General features: G+C 60.1%; 22 protein-coding genes. 9 read left to right on the plus strand and 13 right to left on the minus strand.

Annotation, left to right across the window (positions count from 1 at the left end; genetic code table 11):
- Nucleotides 1-41: 41 nt before the first annotated feature.
- On the plus strand, nt 42-398 hold the full coding sequence (locus RLW55_RS17380) for a c-type cytochrome (RefSeq protein WP_409563055.1): 357 nt from the start codon (nt 42-44) through the stop codon (nt 396-398).
- A 73-nt stretch (nt 399-471) separates the two neighbouring features.
- On the opposite strand, the gene folK is transcribed toward RLW55_RS17380, so the two are convergent.
- Nucleotides 472-996: a 2-amino-4-hydroxy-6-hydroxymethyldihydropteridine diphosphokinase gene (gene folK, locus RLW55_RS17385; protein ID WP_423414908.1), complete on the minus strand. Its 525-nt coding sequence runs from the start codon at nt 994-996 to the stop codon at nt 472-474.
- Between the two features lie 32 nt (nt 997-1028).
- Nucleotides 1029-1406: a 4a-hydroxytetrahydrobiopterin dehydratase gene (locus RLW55_RS17390; RefSeq protein ID WP_013947268.1), complete on the minus strand. Its 378-nt coding sequence runs from the start codon at nt 1404-1406 to the stop codon at nt 1029-1031.
- A gap of 114 nt (nt 1407-1520) precedes the next feature.
- Between RLW55_RS17390 and RLW55_RS17395 the strand changes: the two genes are divergently transcribed.
- The 7 genes from RLW55_RS17395 (at nt 1521) to fae (ending at nt 8109) form a co-directional block, all read left to right on the plus strand.
- A complete protein-coding gene (locus tag RLW55_RS17395; RefSeq protein WP_423414909.1) occupies nt 1521-2498 on the plus strand; it encodes a beta-ribofuranosylaminobenzene 5'-phosphate synthase family protein in 978 nt (325 codons plus the stop codon).
- Between the two features lie 20 nt (nt 2499-2518).
- Entirely contained in the window at nt 2519-3424 is a 906-nt protein-coding gene (locus RLW55_RS17400) for an NAD(P)-dependent methylenetetrahydromethanopterin dehydrogenase (RefSeq protein WP_013947266.1), read from the plus strand.
- Between the two features lie 2 nt (nt 3425-3426).
- Nucleotides 3427-4563, plus strand: coding sequence for an ATP-grasp domain-containing protein (locus RLW55_RS17405; protein WP_423414910.1), 1137 nt, complete (start codon nt 3427-3429; stop codon nt 4561-4563).
- Nucleotides 4564-4582: 19 nt separating this feature from the next.
- Entirely contained in the window at nt 4583-5542 is a 960-nt protein-coding gene (gene mch, locus RLW55_RS17410; RefSeq protein ID WP_013947264.1) for a methenyltetrahydromethanopterin cyclohydrolase, read from the plus strand.
- Nucleotides 5526-6500 carry an ATP-grasp domain-containing protein gene (locus RLW55_RS17415; RefSeq protein WP_423414911.1) on the plus strand — a complete coding sequence of 325 codons (975 nt, stop codon included), beginning with the start codon at nt 5526-5528 and terminating at the stop codon, nt 6498-6500. Before mch ends, RLW55_RS17415 begins: the two co-directional genes overlap by 17 nt.
- Complete coding sequence (locus RLW55_RS17420) at nt 6497-7360, plus strand: triphosphoribosyl-dephospho-CoA synthase (protein ID WP_423414912.1); 864 nt, start codon at nt 6497-6499, stop codon at nt 7358-7360. Before RLW55_RS17415 ends, RLW55_RS17420 begins: the two co-directional genes overlap by 4 nt.
- Nucleotides 7361-7596: 236 nt before the next feature.
- Nucleotides 7597-8109, plus strand: coding sequence for a formaldehyde-activating enzyme (fae, locus tag RLW55_RS17425; RefSeq protein WP_409563050.1), 513 nt, complete (start codon nt 7597-7599; stop codon nt 8107-8109).
- 191 nt (nt 8110-8300) lie between these two features.
- Here fae and RLW55_RS17430 read toward each other — a convergent pair whose 3' ends face one another.
- A complete protein-coding gene (locus tag RLW55_RS17430) occupies nt 8301-9008 on the minus strand; it encodes a HisA/HisF-related TIM barrel protein (RefSeq protein ID WP_414462340.1) in 708 nt (235 codons plus the stop codon).
- A 59-nt stretch (nt 9009-9067) separates the two neighbouring features.
- On the opposite strand from RLW55_RS17430, the gene RLW55_RS17435 reads away from it, so the two are divergent.
- Nucleotides 9068-10081: a hydantoinase/oxoprolinase family protein gene (locus RLW55_RS17435; protein WP_423414913.1), complete on the plus strand. Its 1014-nt coding sequence runs from the start codon at nt 9068-9070 to the stop codon at nt 10079-10081.
- A gap of 58 nt (nt 10082-10139) precedes the next feature.
- Here the strand turns inward: RLW55_RS17435 and RLW55_RS17440 are convergent, their stop codons facing one another.
- The 10 genes from RLW55_RS17440 to RLW55_RS17485 all read right to left on the minus strand — a co-directional run bounded on the left by RLW55_RS17440 (nt 10140) and on the right by RLW55_RS17485 (nt 17160).
- Complete coding sequence (locus RLW55_RS17440; RefSeq protein ID WP_409563047.1) at nt 10140-10427, minus strand: hypothetical protein; 288 nt, start codon at nt 10425-10427, stop codon at nt 10140-10142.
- Nucleotides 10428-10566: 139 nt separating this feature from the next.
- Nucleotides 10567-11748, minus strand: a complete 1182-nt coding sequence (locus RLW55_RS17445; RefSeq protein WP_423414914.1) for a class I SAM-dependent methyltransferase — start codon at nt 11746-11748, stop codon at nt 10567-10569.
- Nucleotides 11745-12326, minus strand: coding sequence for a DUF447 domain-containing protein (locus RLW55_RS17450; protein ID WP_409563045.1), 582 nt, complete (start codon nt 12324-12326; stop codon nt 11745-11747). The genes RLW55_RS17445 and RLW55_RS17450 overlap by 4 nt, the downstream gene beginning before the upstream one ends.
- Nucleotides 12326-12922: a uridylate kinase gene (locus RLW55_RS17455; protein WP_423414915.1), complete on the minus strand. Its 597-nt coding sequence runs from the start codon at nt 12920-12922 to the stop codon at nt 12326-12328. Before RLW55_RS17455 ends, RLW55_RS17450 begins: the two co-directional genes overlap by 1 nt.
- A gap of 10 nt (nt 12923-12932) precedes the next feature.
- Entirely contained in the window at nt 12933-13400 is a 468-nt protein-coding gene (locus RLW55_RS17460) for a dihydroneopterin aldolase (RefSeq protein ID WP_409563043.1), read from the minus strand.
- Nucleotides 13397-14131, minus strand: coding sequence for a (5-formylfuran-3-yl)methyl phosphate synthase (locus RLW55_RS17465; RefSeq protein ID WP_409563042.1), 735 nt, complete (start codon nt 14129-14131; stop codon nt 13397-13399). The genes RLW55_RS17460 and RLW55_RS17465 overlap by 4 nt, the downstream gene beginning before the upstream one ends.
- Before the next feature lie 33 nt (nt 14132-14164).
- Nucleotides 14165-14905, minus strand: a complete 741-nt coding sequence (locus tag RLW55_RS17470) for an ABC transporter ATP-binding protein (protein WP_409563041.1) — start codon at nt 14903-14905, stop codon at nt 14165-14167.
- Nucleotides 14893-15705 carry an ABC transporter permease gene (locus tag RLW55_RS17475; RefSeq protein WP_409563040.1) on the minus strand — a complete coding sequence of 271 codons (813 nt, stop codon included), beginning with the start codon at nt 15703-15705 and terminating at the stop codon, nt 14893-14895. Before RLW55_RS17475 ends, RLW55_RS17470 begins: the two co-directional genes overlap by 13 nt.
- Nucleotides 15668-16648, minus strand: a complete 981-nt coding sequence (locus tag RLW55_RS17480) for an ABC transporter substrate-binding protein (RefSeq protein ID WP_409563039.1) — start codon at nt 16646-16648, stop codon at nt 15668-15670. Before RLW55_RS17480 ends, RLW55_RS17475 begins: the two co-directional genes overlap by 38 nt.
- A complete protein-coding gene (locus RLW55_RS17485; RefSeq protein WP_423414916.1) occupies nt 16645-17160 on the minus strand; it encodes a DUF3280 domain-containing protein in 516 nt (171 codons plus the stop codon). The genes RLW55_RS17480 and RLW55_RS17485 overlap by 4 nt, the downstream gene beginning before the upstream one ends.
- Between the last annotated feature and the right edge of the window lie 291 nt (nt 17161-17451).

Genomic DNA, 17451 nt, shown 5'->3' on the forward strand with positions numbered 1-17451 from the left:
CTAAAGTATCGCTCAGGCGAAACGGGAAGGAAAATTCGAAAATGCGCAAGTGGATTCTGGCGATCGCAATGATCGCTGTTGCACCGAGCGCTGGCATGGCCGCTGATGCGGCTGCCGGCGAGAAGGTCTTCGCGAAATGCAAGGCTTGTCACCAAGTCGACAAGAACGGCGTCGGCCCGCACCTCGGCGGCATCGTCGGTCGCAAGGCCGCTTCGGTCGAAGGCTACAACTACTCTGAAGCCCTGAAGAAGTCGGGCATCACGTGGGATGAAGCTGCGCTCGACAAGTGGCTCCAGGGCCCGAGCAAGGACGTTCCCGGCACGAAGATGATCTTCCCGGGCGTCAAGGATGCAACGCAGCGCGCCGACTTGATCGCATATCTCGCGACGCTGAAGTAATTCGCGCTTCGTAACGACTGCAGAAAGCACCGCGGGGAAGGGGTTCTCCGCGGTGCTTTCTTTTTATCAGAGCTTATTGAAGCGGCGTCACATCGCTGGCGTCGAGAGCTTCGATCATGTCATCGAGCGTCTTGCCGCCGATCGTGAGCGCAGGCGCGACGTCCTTGAGCGGCACAACAACGAACGCCCGTTCTGCGATGAACGGATGCGGCACGACAAGATCCGGATCGCAGATCTGACGATCTCGAATCGCCAGAATATCCACGTCGATGACCCGCGGCCCCCAGTGCCTTGTACGCACACGGCCCATATCGTTTTCGACCGCCTGACAGCGCTTCAACAACTCATGCGGCGACAGCGCGGTCTGTACGCCGACGCAGGCGTTCACGAACCAGTCCTGATCCGTGACGCCCCACGGCGCCGTACGATAAAGCTTCGAGCGCGCGACGACGATGATCGAACCGTCGGCTTCCAGTCTGCGCACGGCATCGTCGATGTTCTCGACACGGTTTCCCATGTTCGTGCCGACCGCCAGGATGGCATCAAGCGTCGGCGGCATCCCCTGCACGGCCGCCGAAGCACAATTCGTCTCCGCCATCTCAGGCTCCCATCTCAGGCCCCATGCGCGGATCAATCGTATTTGATGTACGCAAATCGCATATCGCTCTCAGGCGTACCTTCGAGACCCTTGCCTTCCTTGCCCGGCTGCCAATGCACGACCTCTTCGATCTTTTTCGCGAGTTCGAGGTCTTTCGACGTGATGCCCTTGGCCGAATGCGTCATCAGCCGCACTTCCACCCAGGCATACGAACAGGTGATGTCCGGGTGGTGCCACGCGGCCTCCGCCAGATGGCCGATTGTATTAACGACCATGAGCGTGCCTTTCCAGCTCGCCGTCTTGTAGGTGCGCCGGATCCACCCGTCTTCGAGCTTCCAGGCCGGCAAGTTGGCGGCAAGCCATGCCTTGACATCGGCTTCCGCCATCGGTTTTTCGCGTTCTGCACTCATCTTGCCCTCGACCTCCAATTATCGGACAACTCGGTTCCGAAATCCTACCGCCCCCGTAGCCAGGATGGCAAACGGCCTGAACAGGCGGAAATTCAAAAGAAAGGACTGGTTTACGTGAAGCCTATTCCGGCAACTTCTGCCGCGCTCCGCGTTACGGCTCCGGCGCGGCTGCATCTAGGCTTCCTCGACTTGAATGGCGAGATCGGCCGGCGCTACGGCAGCATCGGCATCGCCATCGATCGTCCCAGCACCGAACTCACCATAACCCCGTCGGCGGAGAATGCCGCAACCGGCCCCGAAAGCCGGCGTGTCCTCAAGCTGCTGCGCAAATATACCGACGACGGCAAGTCGGGCGCTTATGCCGTCGATATTGCGAATGCCATCCCGGCACACGCCGGCCTGGGCTCCGGCACGCAGCTCGCGCTTGCCGTCGGCGCAGCCATTGCCCGCCTGCAAGGCCGCGATCTTTCCCCCGCCGATCTCGCCTCCTTGGGCGAGCGCGGCGCCCGCTCGGGCATCGGTCTCGAAGCCTTTGCTTCCGGCGGTTTCATCATTGATGGCGGCAAGGGCAAAACCGACCGACCGCCGCCGCTGACACTGCGCACGGATTTCCCCAAGGACTGGCGCGTGATGCTGATCCTCGATCCGAATTTCTCAGGCGTCTCCGGTGAAGCCGAAACGACTGCATTCGCCGGACTGCCGCCCTTCCCGGAACGTCAGGCGGCGCACATTTGCCACCTCGTCCTGATGAAGCTCGTTCCCGGCTTGAAAGAATTGGATATCGAGGCCTTTGGCTCGGCCATCACCGAAATCCAGGAAATCGTGGGCGGCCATTTTGCGTCGAAACAAGGGGGCAGCCCGTGGACCAGCCGGGCAGTCGGCGAAATCGCTTCGCGGATGCGAGACATGGGCGCAACCGGCATCGGCCAAAGCTCCTGGGGGCCGACCGGATTCGCCTTCGTCGATAGCCAGAAAGCGGCAGAACGCCTCTATCATTCTTTAGGCGAAGACGCTAAACGCGACGGGCTCGAAATCCTTATCATTCATGGCCGCAACACCGGCGCCAGCATCGAAACGCTGCGCAATTCATAACGAACGGAGCATTAGAACAAATGAGCGACGCAACCCCAATCCTGCACATGCTGGCGCCGCAGAAGCATATGAGCCCCTTCGACGTGAACATGGCAGCCGACGCCGGCTACAAGGTGATCATTCCCTACATCAACGTCGAGCTTGCGGAAGTCACGGGCCTGATCCAGGACGCCATCTTCTCGCGTCCGCCGAACTACGGCGTTCGCACCGGCTTCTTCATGGGCGGTAAGGACGCCATCCTCGCGCTCGACATGCTCGAAGCCGCCAAAAAGGCGATGGTGCCCCCTTTCGAATGCTCGTGCTTCGCCGACCCGGCCGGTTCGTTCACCACGGCAGCCGCGATGGTCGCCTGCGTCGAGAAGGTGCTGAAGGAAAAGTTCGGCAAGACGTGGAAAGGCACGAAGGTTGCCGTATTCGGCGCGACCGGCGTTGTCGGCTTCGCGTCCTCGATCATCTCCGCTCTTGAAGGTGCGGAAGTAAAGCTCGTTGCGCATCGCGGTATCGATCGCGTCATCAAGAACGCGAAGATTTCGAAAGAGCGCTTCGGTGTCGATCTCGAACCCGTTCCCGGCGAAACAGAAGAGCAGAAGAGCGAGATCATCGCCAACGCCGAAGTGATCTTCGCAGCTGCCGCCGCTGGCGTCCGCGTCGTCTCGAAAGAGAACATGCACAAGGCCAAGAATCTTTTGGTCATGGCCGACGTTAACGCCGTTCCGCCCCCGGGCGTCGAAGGCATGGAGCTGTTCATGAATGGCGAGAAGCTGCTCGATACCGAAACGCTCGGCGTCGGCCCGCTCGCCATCGGCGACATCAAGTACAAATGTGAATCGGGCCTGTTCAAGCAGATGATCGATTCCGACGTGCCGCTGTCTCTCGACTTCCGTCACGCTTACGAGCTGTCGAAGAAGCTCGTCGGGTTGGCTTGAGATTGACCGGCGACGTTGTCCTGATCGCAGCATTTTCCGGGCGGAGCCTCGCGCAGTCCGCCCGGCGCGCTGGATTTAGGCCGTTCGTCGTCGACGCTTTCGGCGATCTCGATACCCGCGATGCCGCAGAAGGTCTTCGCGTTATCGATGGCGCGATGGAGACGGGCTTCCGCACGAAGCCACTCATTGCGGCTTTAAACGAGCTTTCTCAATCGGCGCCCGCAGCGCCGATTGGCCTCGTGCTTGGCTCGGGCCTTGAAGATAAGCCGCGGCTTGTCGATGCCCTTGCATCGCGCTTTCGCCTGCTTGGCTGCGATGCGCAAACGCTCGCAACCTGCAAAGATCCGAAAAAATTCTTCGCACTTCTCAACGACCTCGCAATCCCGCACCCCGAGACGCAAAGCACACCGCCGGGGGACGCATCGGGCTGGATCTCGAAGCGCATCGGCGGCAGCGGCGGCCGACATATTCGCGATTGCTCAGGTACCCCACACGCAAAACCGCGCCGTTACTTTCAGAAGCGACTGACCGGCACGCGCTATTCCGTCGGCGCATTGTGCGCGGGGGACGGCGCAGCCTCATCGACATTCGCTGTGAGCCGGCAATGGATATCTCCATCACCTGCACACCCCTATCGCTTCGGCGGCTGCGTCTCCGCGCCCGCCATCGATGATTCGTTATCGTCCCGGATGATCCGCTATGCCCGCGAACTTTCTGAAAAACTGCAATTGCGCGGCCTCGTATCGTTCGATTTCATCGCCGCACAAGGCGTGCCTTACCTGTTGGAAGTGAACCCGCGGCCCGGCGCATCACTTGACGTTCTCGACGATCGCTTCGGCTCTTTGTTCGCAAGACATATCGCCGCCTGCACGGGCAAGCCGGTATCGTCGCAACAAGGCCTTTCTTCCCCTGCCAAAGCCATAGCGATCCTCCACGCTGACCGCGGAGAGACAACGCTTGGTGACATGCCGTGGCCCGCCTGGAGCACTGACCGTGGCACACCCGGCACTTTTGTTCCCCTCGGCGCCCCTCTCGCGACGGCGTTTGCCGAGGCCCCAACCGCCGATGCGGCAGAAGCCCTCGCCCGCGAGCGCTTGGCGGAACTCGAAGACCTGATATACGGACACGCAAAATCCTGACCTGACGGGAGTTTCAAAGATGGTTAAGCAGCCCAGCGTCTCGGCACGCGCCGCCAAGCTCGTAGAGAGCATCGTGAATGACGCCGATGCCCTTCGCATCGACGTGAGCACGGGCAGCGAAGGCGAACGCCTGATCGATATGGGCGCCAAAGTCGTCGGCGGTCTCGAAGCCGGCCGTCGCCTCGGCGAAGTCTGCATGGGCGGCCTGGGTCAGGTGGCGATCACGCAATCGTCCGGGCTTGCGAACTGGCCCCTCGGCGTCGTCGTGACGTCGAATGATCCGGTTATCGCCTGCCTGGGCAGCCAATATGCCGGCTGGTCGATCTCGGATGAGGCGAGCGGCTTCTTCGCGCTCGGCTCCGGTCCTGCCCGCGCCGTCTCGCGCGTCGAAGAACTTTTCAAGGAACTGGGCTACGCCGACCGCAATCCTGAGACGACGCTCGTCATCGAGGGCGACAAGGCACCGCCCGCGGCTGCGATCAAAAAGATCTCCGAGAACTGCGGCATCAACCCGACGCGACTGACGATCATCTACGCAACGACGTGGAGCTTCGCAGGCATCGTCCAGATCGCCTCGCGCGTTCTCGAAGTCGCGATCCATAAGGCCCACGCTCTGCATTTCCCGCTTGAGAACATACTCGACGGCATGGGCACCACACCGATCGCGCCGCCAATCCCCGATTTCGTCAAGGCCATGGGTCGCACGAACGACGCCATCATCTATGGCGGCCGCATTCATCTCTTTGTGAAAGGCCCGGACAGCGACGCGAAGCGTCTCGCCGAAAGCCTGCCCGCGAGCAACAGCGAAGCGTACGGCAAGCCGTTCGCTGAAATCTTCGCCGACGTCAAAGGCGACTTCTACAAGATCGACCCGATGCTGTTCTCACCCGCGCAGGTGATGGTGTCGAATGTCGAAACAGGCAATACCTTCCGTGCTGGCGAACTGGCGCCGGGAGTCGTCGATGCGAGCTTCCGCTGAGAAACAGCCTGACACTCTGCCAGGCCTAGGGGATGGACTTCACCTCGCCCTTCTGATCGAAGAGGGGCGAGGCGAATGGCATGCGCGCCGCATCGTCCGTTCGCTCGAAGCAATGGGCGCGCGCGTCACCGTTTCATCGCTTCCCCACTGCGCATTCGATACTGGCCTTGAAAGCGGCATCGACATTCCGGGTTTTCAGGGCCGCTTGCCTGACGGCGTGTTCGTTCGCTCGATTTCAGCCGGAACGCTTGAGCAGATCACATTTCGCTTAGGCCTTCTGCATGCGCTGCGCGAAAGCGGCGTTCGCGTCTGGAACGACGCGCGCGCGATCGAGCGTTGTGTCGACAAATCGCAAACGACGTTTCTTCTGCACAAGAACGGCATTCCGACGCCACGCACGCGCGTTTGCGAAACGCTTCCCCATGCCCTCGAATATACCGAGGGCCTCGACCGTCCGCTTGTCCTGAAACCGCTGTTCGGCAGTCAGGGCAAAGGCATCGGCATGATTGCGCAGCAAAGCGAATTGCCGCCCCCCGAGACAGTCGATCAGATGTACTACATGCAGGATTACGTCCCGCCGAAGGATGGCTTCTACGAAGACTGGCGCGTGCTTGCGACGCGCCATCGCGTCGTCGCCGCCATGACGCGCCGGGGCACGACGTGGGTCACGAATATCCATCAGGGCGGCAAGGCGCGGGTCCACCTGCCTGACGACGAGATGGCTCGCATCTCGATGGCCGCCATGCGCGCAGTCGATGCGGACTACGCCGGAATAGATCTTATTCGCTCGGCATCGGGCGAATTGCAGGTCCTCGAAGTAAATTCAAATCCGGCATGGCGCGGCCTTCAAGGCGTCGCTGACGTTAATATCGCCTGGGCCATCGCTGAGGATTTTCTGAAAACAGTCGTTGCGCATCGCGCGGCGTTGCACGTGCCTGCCGTCGCAGCAGTCTCATGAAAGCCGCCCGAACCGCTGCCGAAATCAGCGCCGCGTTTTTATACGCGTGCAACGCTGAACTCGAAGCGCTGAAGCCGGGCAACGTTCATCGCTACTCCGCCGGTCACGGCATGGAGGTTTTGCATTTCGAACAGGCCGCAAACGCTGCGGCCGGGCCGATCGCAGACCCACAATTGAGCGTCGGCAAACGCATCCTTCTCGCCACGGAAGCAAGCGTCGCCGCAACGGGCCTCAATACCAACCTCGGCATCGTGCTGCTTTGCGCGCCTCTCGCGAAAGCCGCGAGCGAGACGACCTTCGATATCGGCCTGCGCCGTCGCCTTGGCATGATTCTAATGTCGCTCGATGAGCAGGACGCCGAAGACGCATTCGCCGCCATTCGCGTCGCCAATCCGGCCGGCATGGGCAAGGTCGAACAGGGCGATGTCCATTCGCAACCGCAGCATTTAACGTTGCTCGGCGCCATGCAGCTCGCAGCAGACCGCGACCGCATCGCAAACGCCTATGTAAGCGTGTACGCAGATGTTTTCGATTTTGCCTTGCCGGTATATCGCGAAGCCAAGGCGGTATCTGGTTGCGATGCGACTTTAGCAGTAACGACGTTGCATATGGCGCTGCTTGCGGAATTTCCCGATACGCATATTGCACGCAAATTCGGTGCCGCAATTGCCGCGAAGGTGCAAAACGAAGCACGCGTTTTAAGGCCGCAGTGGTCACCTGCTGCAACTGCGAAATCGCTACCGGCACTTCAGGAATTCGACGCAAAATTGAAACATGAGGGCCTCAATCCCGGCACCACTGCCGATTTTGTGGTCACGACCCTTTTTGCCGACGCGCTGATCGAGCGGAAACGCACCTGAACGGCGATTGGCCCCAACTTAAGGGCTTGTCTCTCCCGGTGACCTAGGGCAATACAGGCGCCGTGTCCGCGGACTCCGCGGGCCGATCCAACGCGCCGAGGCTGGTACTCATGACAACCTGGGCGCTAAGCGCGTGGATATTCATCGCCAGAGCAGTACAGCGAAGTCCCGACTTCTGACGGGGGAGCGTTGTTGCTCATATCCATATCGTTTCATTCGTGGGAGGAACCCCCCTGATGGCCAAAATCAACAAAGTCATGGTCGGCGAGTCGCTCGTCGGCGACGGCAACGAAGTCGCTCACATCGACCTCATCATCGGACCGCGCGGTTCGGCTGCTGAGACGGCGTTCTGCAACGCCCTGACGAACAACAAGGACGGCTTCACGACTCTTCTCGCCGTCATTGCGCCGAACCTCCCCTGCAAGCCGAACACGATCCTTTACAACAAGGTCACGATCAAGGACGCCCGTCAGGCCGTTCAGATGTTCGGACCGGCTCAGTACGGCGTTGCTAAGGCCGTTCAGGACTCGGTTGCTGAAGGCGTGATCCCGGCTGCTGAAGCTGACGATCTCTACGTCTGCGTTGGCGTGTTCATCCACTGGGAAGCTGCCGACGACGCGAAGATCCAGGACTACAACTATCGCGCTGTTAAGGAATCGATCGCGCGCGCTGTTGCTGGCAAGCCGACGGCTGCCGAAGCGACCGCTCAGCGTAACTCGGTCCAGCATCCGTTCGGTGCGAAGGCTTGAAGCGGAAACCGTCCTCAGCAGGTAGAAAACAAAAATGAGACTGCCCCTCCCATGAAGGGGGGTCTGCTGCAGCGATTGGGTAGACTGCTCTCGGGCCGTTACAGCGGTTAATTCTCGAAAACAAACCTTGGCCGCAACTGGGATTTGTTTTCGGCTGGAGTGGCTCCTGCCAATTCACTGAAACCGGACATTCATCGGCCGGCGATCTCTTTAAGGTCGTCGGCCGAAATCTTTCCGGAATGCAGCGCTGAAGCGATTAACGCTCCCGAAACGCCGATTTTTCGAATTTCATCGAGATCGCCGCGGTCGCGAATACCGCCCGCCGCATAGACACGCCGTCCCTTGGCTCGTGTCACGATATTGTGCAGCCGGTTGAGATCGGGGCCTTCGTTAGCGCCGACCCGATCGAGCGTCATGGCGATTACGCGCGACGGCCACAGCGAAGCATCGTTGAGCATCGCATCCGGCCCCATGAATTCGCCATTGCGAAAATCGAGCGAGAGAACCGTGCGCAACGGCGCTTCCGCGACGATATCCTCCCAGCCGCGCACCGTTTCGATGCTCTCCGTTCCAACGACGAGCGTCGCGACAGGAGCCGCCAGAACCGTGCGCGCCGCGCTGCGTGAGCCCGTCCCGGCGTCGATCCAGATTTCCGCATGCGGCAACGCCTGGCTGAGCACAGGCACGATATGCGTATTACGGCCGCGTCCCTCGATGCCGTCGAGATCGGCAAGGTAGAGCTTCCTGAAAGGAAAGAGCCGCGCCAGCCCACGCGCAACGTCCGCCGGTTCCGACGAGGGCGCAAGCGGGGTTTCGATCGGCTGATATGCGGATCGCACACCCTTCACCGCGCGAACGACCTGCCCGCGCGCGACATCAATAACCGGAATTACGTCCACCGCTTGCCTCCTCACCCCGCGAGTGTATCACGGCTTAAGATAAGGAAGCGAAGGCCCAAATGAGCAAGGTAACCATCGGTCTCGACGTCGGCGGCGCGCACTTGAAGGTCGCGCGCGTCGAAGGCACTCGCCTTGTTGCCGTCCGCCAGATCGCCTGTCCGCTCTGGCAAGGTCTCGACCAGTTGGATCAAGCCATTCGCGAGGCTGCGTCACTGTTAGAGGGTGCCGATGCCTTCGCCATCACGATGACAGCAGAGCTGACCGAGATTTTCGAAAGCCGCGAATCTGGCGTCCTCGCGATTCTCGACCGCCTGCGCGAAAGACTGTCGGGCGAACTTCGAATCTATATGGGACTAAAGGGGCTCGCCCCGCCCAACATAGCTGCGAGCGATCCTTTGTCCGTCGCCTCCGCGAATTTTCTCGCGACAGCAGCCCTCGTCTCGCGCCTGCGCCCGCGATCGCTCCTGATCGACATGGGCTCAACGACGACAGACATCATAGCCTGCGATCGCCCTCTCGGCCTCAGCGATGCCGAGCGCATGCAAACCGGCGAACTCGTCTATACGGGCTTCACGCGGACGGCTGTGCCGTCGGTCGCGACACACGCGCCGCTCGCCGGGCAATGGCAAAGCCTCGCCCGCGACGCCTTCGCCAACATGGCGGACGTGCGCCGTATCCTCGGCACGCTGCCTGAAGATGTCGATCAGCATGCGACGGCCGATGGTCGCGGCAAGACACAAAAGGAAAGTCTCGAACGCTTCGCACGCGGCTTTGGACGCGACGCCGACATCCGCCATCTTTCGACGTGGCAGGTCTCGGCGGTTTACATCGAGGAGCAGCAGCTGAGGTCGATGCACGACGGCGCGCTGCAAGTTCTGTCACGACCTGGCAGCACTGCCGAAAGCGTCATCGCCGCAGGGATAGGAGCTTCGGCCGCAAAGCAAATCGCCATGCGCCTCGGCCTCCCACCTGAATTTTTCGGCGATCTGATCGAATCATCTGACGACGATCAGAAGCTCTGGGCCACGCGCTGCGCACCGGCTGTCGCGGTCGCGCTCCTGCTCAATGCATAAAAAATCGGCCGCAGCACCACCGCCGCGGCCGACCAAATTCTCAAAAAGCCGACGAGGCTCAGCCGCGTTCGCGCTTCAGACGAACGAGATCAAACGAGCCGGACTCGAGGATCAGATCATAGACATGGCCGTTCTCGCGACGGGCATCGTCGATCTTCCAGTAACCGTCGTTGTCCCAACGGAGCTTGCGCCACTCGACGAAGCCCATGTGATGCAGCCTGTCAACGACGATAGCCGGATCATCTTGAACCACATGACGGTGGCCAGCGCTCGCGGGCACAGCCGTGGCCAGCGCAATGGCGGTCGCGGCACACGCGAGGCGTACGATACGGGAAACTTCAATCATCGAATTCTGCCTTCTCTTGGGTATTGCTCATTCTGGGGGGTGACCGGAAACAAACACAGCTAATCCGGTTCAGTTCCCTTTACATGCTTTCCATGTCAGTGAGCAACAAATGAGGCGAGACCAAAAAGTCCAATTCGGCCTATTCGGCATCCTTGAGTTGTGATGCGAGATGATGCCCCGAGAAGCCGATTGTATTCTGCAATGCCCGGAATTGCTGAAGTGCAGCAGAACGATCAACGGTTGCCGACTTGACTGCCGCAATCAGAATATTCTTCGAGGTGTGTTCGGTCGAAACAAATTCAATCAACCGGACCTTGTAGCCCGAAGCTTCAAGCAGCAACGCCCGCGCCGCATCGGTCACGAGATCAGCTTGGCGCTGTTTCAAAAGCGGATATTTGATCAGCCCTTTCAATCCTTCGCCGGTATCTTTGATTTGCGGTGCAATTTCATGCTGGCAGCAAGGCGCCGAAAGGATAAGCCGCGCTCCCGAATGGATTCCGAATGCCATAGCATCGTCGGTTGCGGTATCGCAGGCATGCAGCGCGATCACGATATCAACCACCGGCGATTCGGCCTTCGCCGCTTCTTCCGCAACGAATTTCAAGCCATCGAAATGAAGATCACGCGCGAGGTTGTTGCATAGCGTAACGAGATCGCTGCGCAGCTCGATGCCTGTCATCCGACATTCGCGCTGCAAGATCGTCGTGATGTAGTCGTAGAACGCGAATGTAAGATAGCCTTTGCCCGCGCCAATATCGACAACGGTAATTGGCGTTGATTTTTCGAACGCGCATTCCGGAATGAGATCCGCTGCAATTTCGATGAAGCGGCAAATCTGGCGATATTTACCCTGCATCGTCGGCTTGATGCGGCCATCGCGATCGGCAACCTCCAGCCCTTTGAGATAGGGCCGATTTGCCGGAACGAGATAAGCTTTCTTTCGGTCATGGGCTTGCGGCGCCGATGACGTCATCGTCGGCTTGCCGGTGCTGAGGTGCGGCACACCTTTGCGGCTGTAGTCGAGGCGAACGTCCCGCACGTTCGTAAACAGCGTCGCACTCATATAATCCGCACCGATCAGATCCGCGATGAATTCGACGCCTTGGTCTATGGTGAATGTCTTCGTTTCATCCTTGCGCGGATAGCTGGTGACGAGCTTCAGATGCGGCTTATCCTTGATGAGAACGAGCGTCGCGACCGCCTTACGCGTGTCCCCTTCGCCGCGAAACTTTCCCAGCGCCAGCTTGGCGAACGAACCGTCTTCGGCAGCCGCCGCGAGCGCCGAGATAAATTCGCCCTTCACATCTGTTGCAGAAGTCATGGCGTCTTCTGATCGAAACGCGCTTGCCGCCACGCCGAAACTTTCTCCATCAGCCATTCCCAGGCTTCATCTTCGCGCGGGCCCGCGGTCTTCGAAACCGCAATTTCGAGATACTTCAGCTCGCTCTCGACCTTCTCCGGCGGCAGCATGTGGAGACGCGTCGTCAGTACGGCCAATTCGAGAACGGCAGCCTGCGCACGATTAAAACCTTCCCACGCCTTATGCATTTCTTCGTCGACGATAGTGCACAGAAAGCGCGGACGCTGGTCGTCCTCAACGACCTTCTCGACGTTCAACTCCCAATGCGAAACGCAATCTGCAAGCCGCTCGCCTTTGATCGTTCGGGTCGGCAGGAGCGGCCAGATCTTGCGCCCTGTAACGGCGCCTGCAAACACGCGCACATCGTCCGTATGGCTCGCAGCCGCGAACGGATTGATGCGCAGGTTTTCAAGCGTCGTTGACGGCCGAAACGGCGCAATCACCCAATGCTCGCCATCGTCGATCAAACCGAGCGGTGCGATATGCGCTTCGCCGTTGGCGTTAAACGTCGTGATGATCGTTTCGACGATCCGGGGCATCAGGCGGTTCCTTCACCAATCAGAAGCGCCGCCAGTGCGGCGTCATCTTCTGGTCCAAAGATAGACCAGCCGAGATCGGCGCGCGCAACAATTTCCGGAAAGACCGGATCAACGATCCCCTCACGCATCAGGTCCATTGCCGACGAAATATCCCTCGCACTGACCGATTTCAAAAGCACGAGGCGCGCTTCAAGCAATTCCGCCAGCCGCGCAGCAAGTGCGTCCGACGTAACGTCCCAACTCGCGGGTATCGTCTTATCGCTGCCGATCATCTGCAACGGCGCCCAGACCGGAATTTGTCCATCCATCACCGCTTCGGAAATGTCGTCCAGCGATCGCGCAACCGTCATGCCGGGCTGCAGCCCCACGATGCATTCCGCCATCTGCTCCATCGCCAGCATGGCGAGACGATGCGCGACAGCATCGTTGAACCGCATTTCCGATTGCAGATTGCGAACCGCATCGGCAAAGGGGCCGCCACCCGGCACGATCACGACAGGAATGCGCGCGCCACCGATCATCGCGAGCACTGGTGCCAGACGCCCCGTCTCGGCTAGGCTGCCGCCGATCTTGATGACGAGCGGCCGAACGCTCATCGCATGGCACTCAGCCACGGCCAAACTCGCGCGCCGCAGCACGCGTTGCCGGACGAATGATTTCAACGCCGCGCCGGGGTCCACGCTCCAGCTTCTCAAGCGCAACGCGCACGGCAGCGATGCGTGGATCGACAAGCACCTGCGACGCAATCCGTTCGGCGAACGTCTCGACGAGATTGATATGCCCGCCGCGCGCCAAGTCGACGATCATGTCGATGATGTCGGCATAGGACGGCACTTCGGCCATCGCGTCATCGAGGCTGAACACGTCCGGTGCCAGCCGCGCTTCAACGGTGAACCGCACCTTCTGAGTCACGCCCTGCTCTTCGGCATAGACGCCGACATTGCAATCGACGACGAAGTCGTTGACAAAAATGGTATCGCCGATTTCCCGCGCTTTCGCCGTCGCCTTCTTGAGCTTCAGTGCGTTGCTGACATCGGCGGCCTTGGATTTGACCGGCTTTTTCTTGTCTTTCATGCGACGGACGTCTCCCGCGCCAGTGACAGCTTTGCATTATCGAGCGCCCGGCGAACTGAAACCACACGGCTGAGTTCGATGGCGCTTACGCGCCCCTGAGCACACAACGCACCACGAAAACCGAGCAAGTCGGGGCCAAGACCGGCGAGCATATCGATGTCGCTCTCTCGCAACGATCCGGCAAGCCCGACAAAAAGCCGATTGTCCCGCCCCAAACGTACAAATTCCATTAATCGCGCCGCGGACAATACGGTCGTCAGTCTGCCTGCGGACTTACCCGCCGTGTCGATCATCACACCAGCAAATCCCGCGTCCGCCAAATCGGCAACTAGCGCAAAATCCGGGTTCTGGTCAGCCATCAGAACCGCCACCAACTTTGTCGACCTCGCATGCGCCGCCCCTAACGCTGCAATGGCGCGCCGCGGGTCCTCGCTGCCGAAAAAGCCGATCTTGACGATATCGACACCTGTTGCTGCCATATCGGATGCGGCGTTCGTCAGAACATCAGGTTCGGGCGGCAGATCGCCGATGGTTGCGCTGACCGGCAAGCGGCGGCCGACGCCTGCCACGATCTCACGAACCGTCGCGGCGCTAAGCGCTCCCAGCGCCCCGGCTGCCGGATCTTTGCAATCAATGATGTCGGCACCGCCAGCCAGCGCGATCTCCGCCTCGCCCGCGGTCGTCACGCTGGCGAGAAAGGCTGGCGTGCCTCGTCTCAAACCGTCAATCATTTCGTCGTTCCGAGATTGGTCCGCCGACGGCCTTCAGGCCGCGAAGATGCGATTTTGTTCCGCGAGGACGGCAGCCCGGTCGTGTCGCTGCGCCTCGGTCAGGTTGATGGTCACATCCTGCGCCACACTCGCCTTTCCGGGCGCCAAGCGCAAGATGCGCGTTCCGAGCTGAATTGCCTCGGCCCGGTCGTGGGTAACGAAAATGACCGTGGTCGGATGGCGGTGCCAGAGCCCGGTCAACAGCGCCCGCAGGCTGATCGCTGTCGGATCATCCAGCGAGACGAACGGCTCATCCATCAGCAGGATCTGGGGTTCGACGATAAAGCCCCTGGCCAGAGACGCCCGGCGCTGCATCCCGAGCGACAGACGTTCCGGATAGGCATTCATGGCATCCTTCAGCCCGACGCGCTCAAGCATGTCGGGAATTTCTGCGTGGCGCGGATCGCCTTCCGGCAGGACCAGGGCGATATTTTCGTAAACCGTCCGCCAGGGCAGAAGACGTGGCGTCTGGAAAATAAAGGTCAGCTTATCCTTCGCTGCACCAAGATCGACGCTGCCTTCGAAATCCTTGTCGAGCCCGGCAATGACGTTCAGGAGCGTCGACTTTCCGCAGCCCGATGGCCCTGTGATGACAAGGAACGACCGCGGCGCCACCTCGAACGCGATATCCTTGAGCACGGGCTGTGGCGGCCTGTTACCGACGGCCGGAAAAACCTTACTGCGAACTTCGACGCGTATCGGCGAAGACAGATTTACTCCGTTCATCGGCGCCATGCGGTCACCCGTTCCTGCAGCGGCTGCAACACCGCAAACTCGATGATCTGCACCACAAGAATGAACGCCAGCGCATACGCCAGGATCGTGCTAACGTCGAATTCCTGAAACGCGATGCTGAGCCGATAACCGACGCCGCTCGACCGCCCGAAGGCTTCGACCACCAGCACAATCTTCCAAACCAGCGACAGGCCGGATCGCGCCGCCGCCGCGAAAAACGGCGCGAGCTGCGGCAGCGTCACGTGACGCAACGTCTTCCACCAGCCGAATTTGTAGATCTGCGCCATCTCGTCGAGATCTTTCGACAGGCTGCGCGCGCCCTCGCGCATATTTACGGCGACGTTCGGGATCTTGTTCAGTGCAACCGCCGTGATCGCCGCCGCATCCGTCAGCCCGAACCAGATGTAGCAAAGCGTGATCGTGACGAGCGCCGGCAGATTGAGAAACAGGATCAGCCAAGCGTCAAAAAACTTGTCGGCTGTCCGGTAGCGACCGAGAAAAATCCCGATCGTCGTGCCGATGAACATCGAGACGACAAACGCCACCGCGACGCGCGCCAGCGTTGCGGAAGTATCTTTCCAGAGATTGCCGTTCGCGCCTTCGCGCCAGAGCACGTCAAACACGGCGAGCGGCGTCGGCAAATAGCGATTGTTCGCGTACACGGCAATGATCTGCCAGAGAACAGCCAGCGCCAGCAGCGACCCGGCCATCCACGCGAGCCGCTCAAGCGATGCCGTGAAACCCGTCGGCGCCGCCATCAGCCTAGGTGTGGAAGAGATCCTGGTCGAAATGGGTGCCATCACCAACGAGTTCCGTATCGCCAAGTTCAATGAGAAGGTTCGTAAGCTTCTCCGCCGCCGCGGTATCCTCCGGTCCCCACGAGCGCGTGATGCCCGACCGATAGTAGTCTCTGATCGCGACAAGCTCGGCGTCTGAGCTGGGCTTGATCAACGGCCGCAAACGCTCCCAAGCTGCATCCGACGTCGCCAGCACCGCGTCGGCGTCCGAGACAGCCGCCAGAAGCGCGTCAACCGGCACCCCCTTAGCGCGAACCTCCTTTTGCGACCAGATGAATCCGACGAGCGCCGGCGTTGGCGACACATCGAGTCCCTTGATGACGTCCGACATCGCCAGCAATTCTTCGGCGCCGCCAGCCTTGAGACGTGCCGCGTAGGTCCAGAAGTTCAGCACCGCATCCAGACGCTTGTTCTTGAATTCTTCCGACACAAGCGGTGCTGCTCCAAACACCGGTTCGGCAAAATCGGCAATGTCCTTGCCAAGTTTCTTGCGCGAATAGGCCCGCAGCAGTATCCAGCTCTTGTCGATGCCCGTTCCCGCGACGCCGATCTTTTTTCCTTCGAGATCCCCAAGCGACTTGATCGGACTATCCTTGGCGACCATTACGCTGCCGAGCGCCGAGGAGTACGGAAAAAACTTCAGATCATCGCCGCGCGCGCGTTGACGAAGCGCCCAGGTCCAATCACTCACGATCATGTCGGCCGCGCCCGACAGCAACGCCACCGGCGCCGCCGGATTGTTCGCCACCTCGACCACATCGAGATCGAGCTTGTGTTTCTTGTCGATCCCTTGTGTGCGGATTGTATCGATCACCCAGCTCAACGAGCCAAATTTAACCGACGTTAGGCGCACTGGAGCGGCCGCGAATGCGAAGCGAGGTATCATGATGGAGGCTGCGAGCGCAGAGCCGGCCGCCAGAATGCCTCGGCGGTTGATCATCGTCATTTTGAGGTCGCCTCGACGTTAAACCGGTTTCTCCAGAGATAACGCACACCGTGCAACCAAAGATCATCGGAGTTGCCGTTGATCGAGGCGGACATCGTTTTCGTCAGTTCGCCCGTCTTCGTGTCGCGGGCCACGATCGCCAGATTGATCAGCGCGCCCGAGACCTTATCGACATAGCCCGTGACAGCAATATCGGCGCCCGCTTCCTTCGCAATCGGCACTTCGCAGCCATTGCACTGATTGAACGGCGCGGCCGTCTCGATTTCCTTCTCTTTCGAAGACAGATCGACGACCTGATATTTGCCGTCCTTCTGCATCAGCGAGCGAAGCTCGTCGGCAATCAGCTTCAGTCGTCGCAAATCGTCCGGGTTGTATTGCGGAATAAGCTGTCCGTCCTGCTCCGCATCGTGAAGATCGAACGGAAAGACCGCCGCTTTCGTGACGGCATAAGCTGCGGGCGTAATCGACAAAGATGCGAAAAAGACGAGAAAAGCGCGCTTGAGCAAGGGCATATGCATTCGTTTCCACGTAACTGAGCGGATTCATACAGTAAGAGGAGCATCGCGCCCGGCCGAAGCGCTCTAGAACTGTAGGTGCCCGCTAACCCCCAGCCATTGCAAGAGGTTCACCCGCCGTTTGCATAGAATGACTGGTCACAAACGCGCGAGGCGAAAGCGTCCAGCTTGACAAGGCGGCCAACGGCCCCCTTTTAGCAACACAGTAACACTTTGATGCCCGAGAGCTTCGCCGCCGTGTGCTGCGAGGCGAATTGGAGTTTGATCATTTGCCCATTGCAACTCCCG

The organism is Hyphomicrobium sp. B1 (assembly GCF_049532635.1).
In the GTDB taxonomy this organism is placed as follows: Bacteria; Pseudomonadota; Alphaproteobacteria; order Rhizobiales; family Hyphomicrobiaceae; genus Hyphomicrobium_B.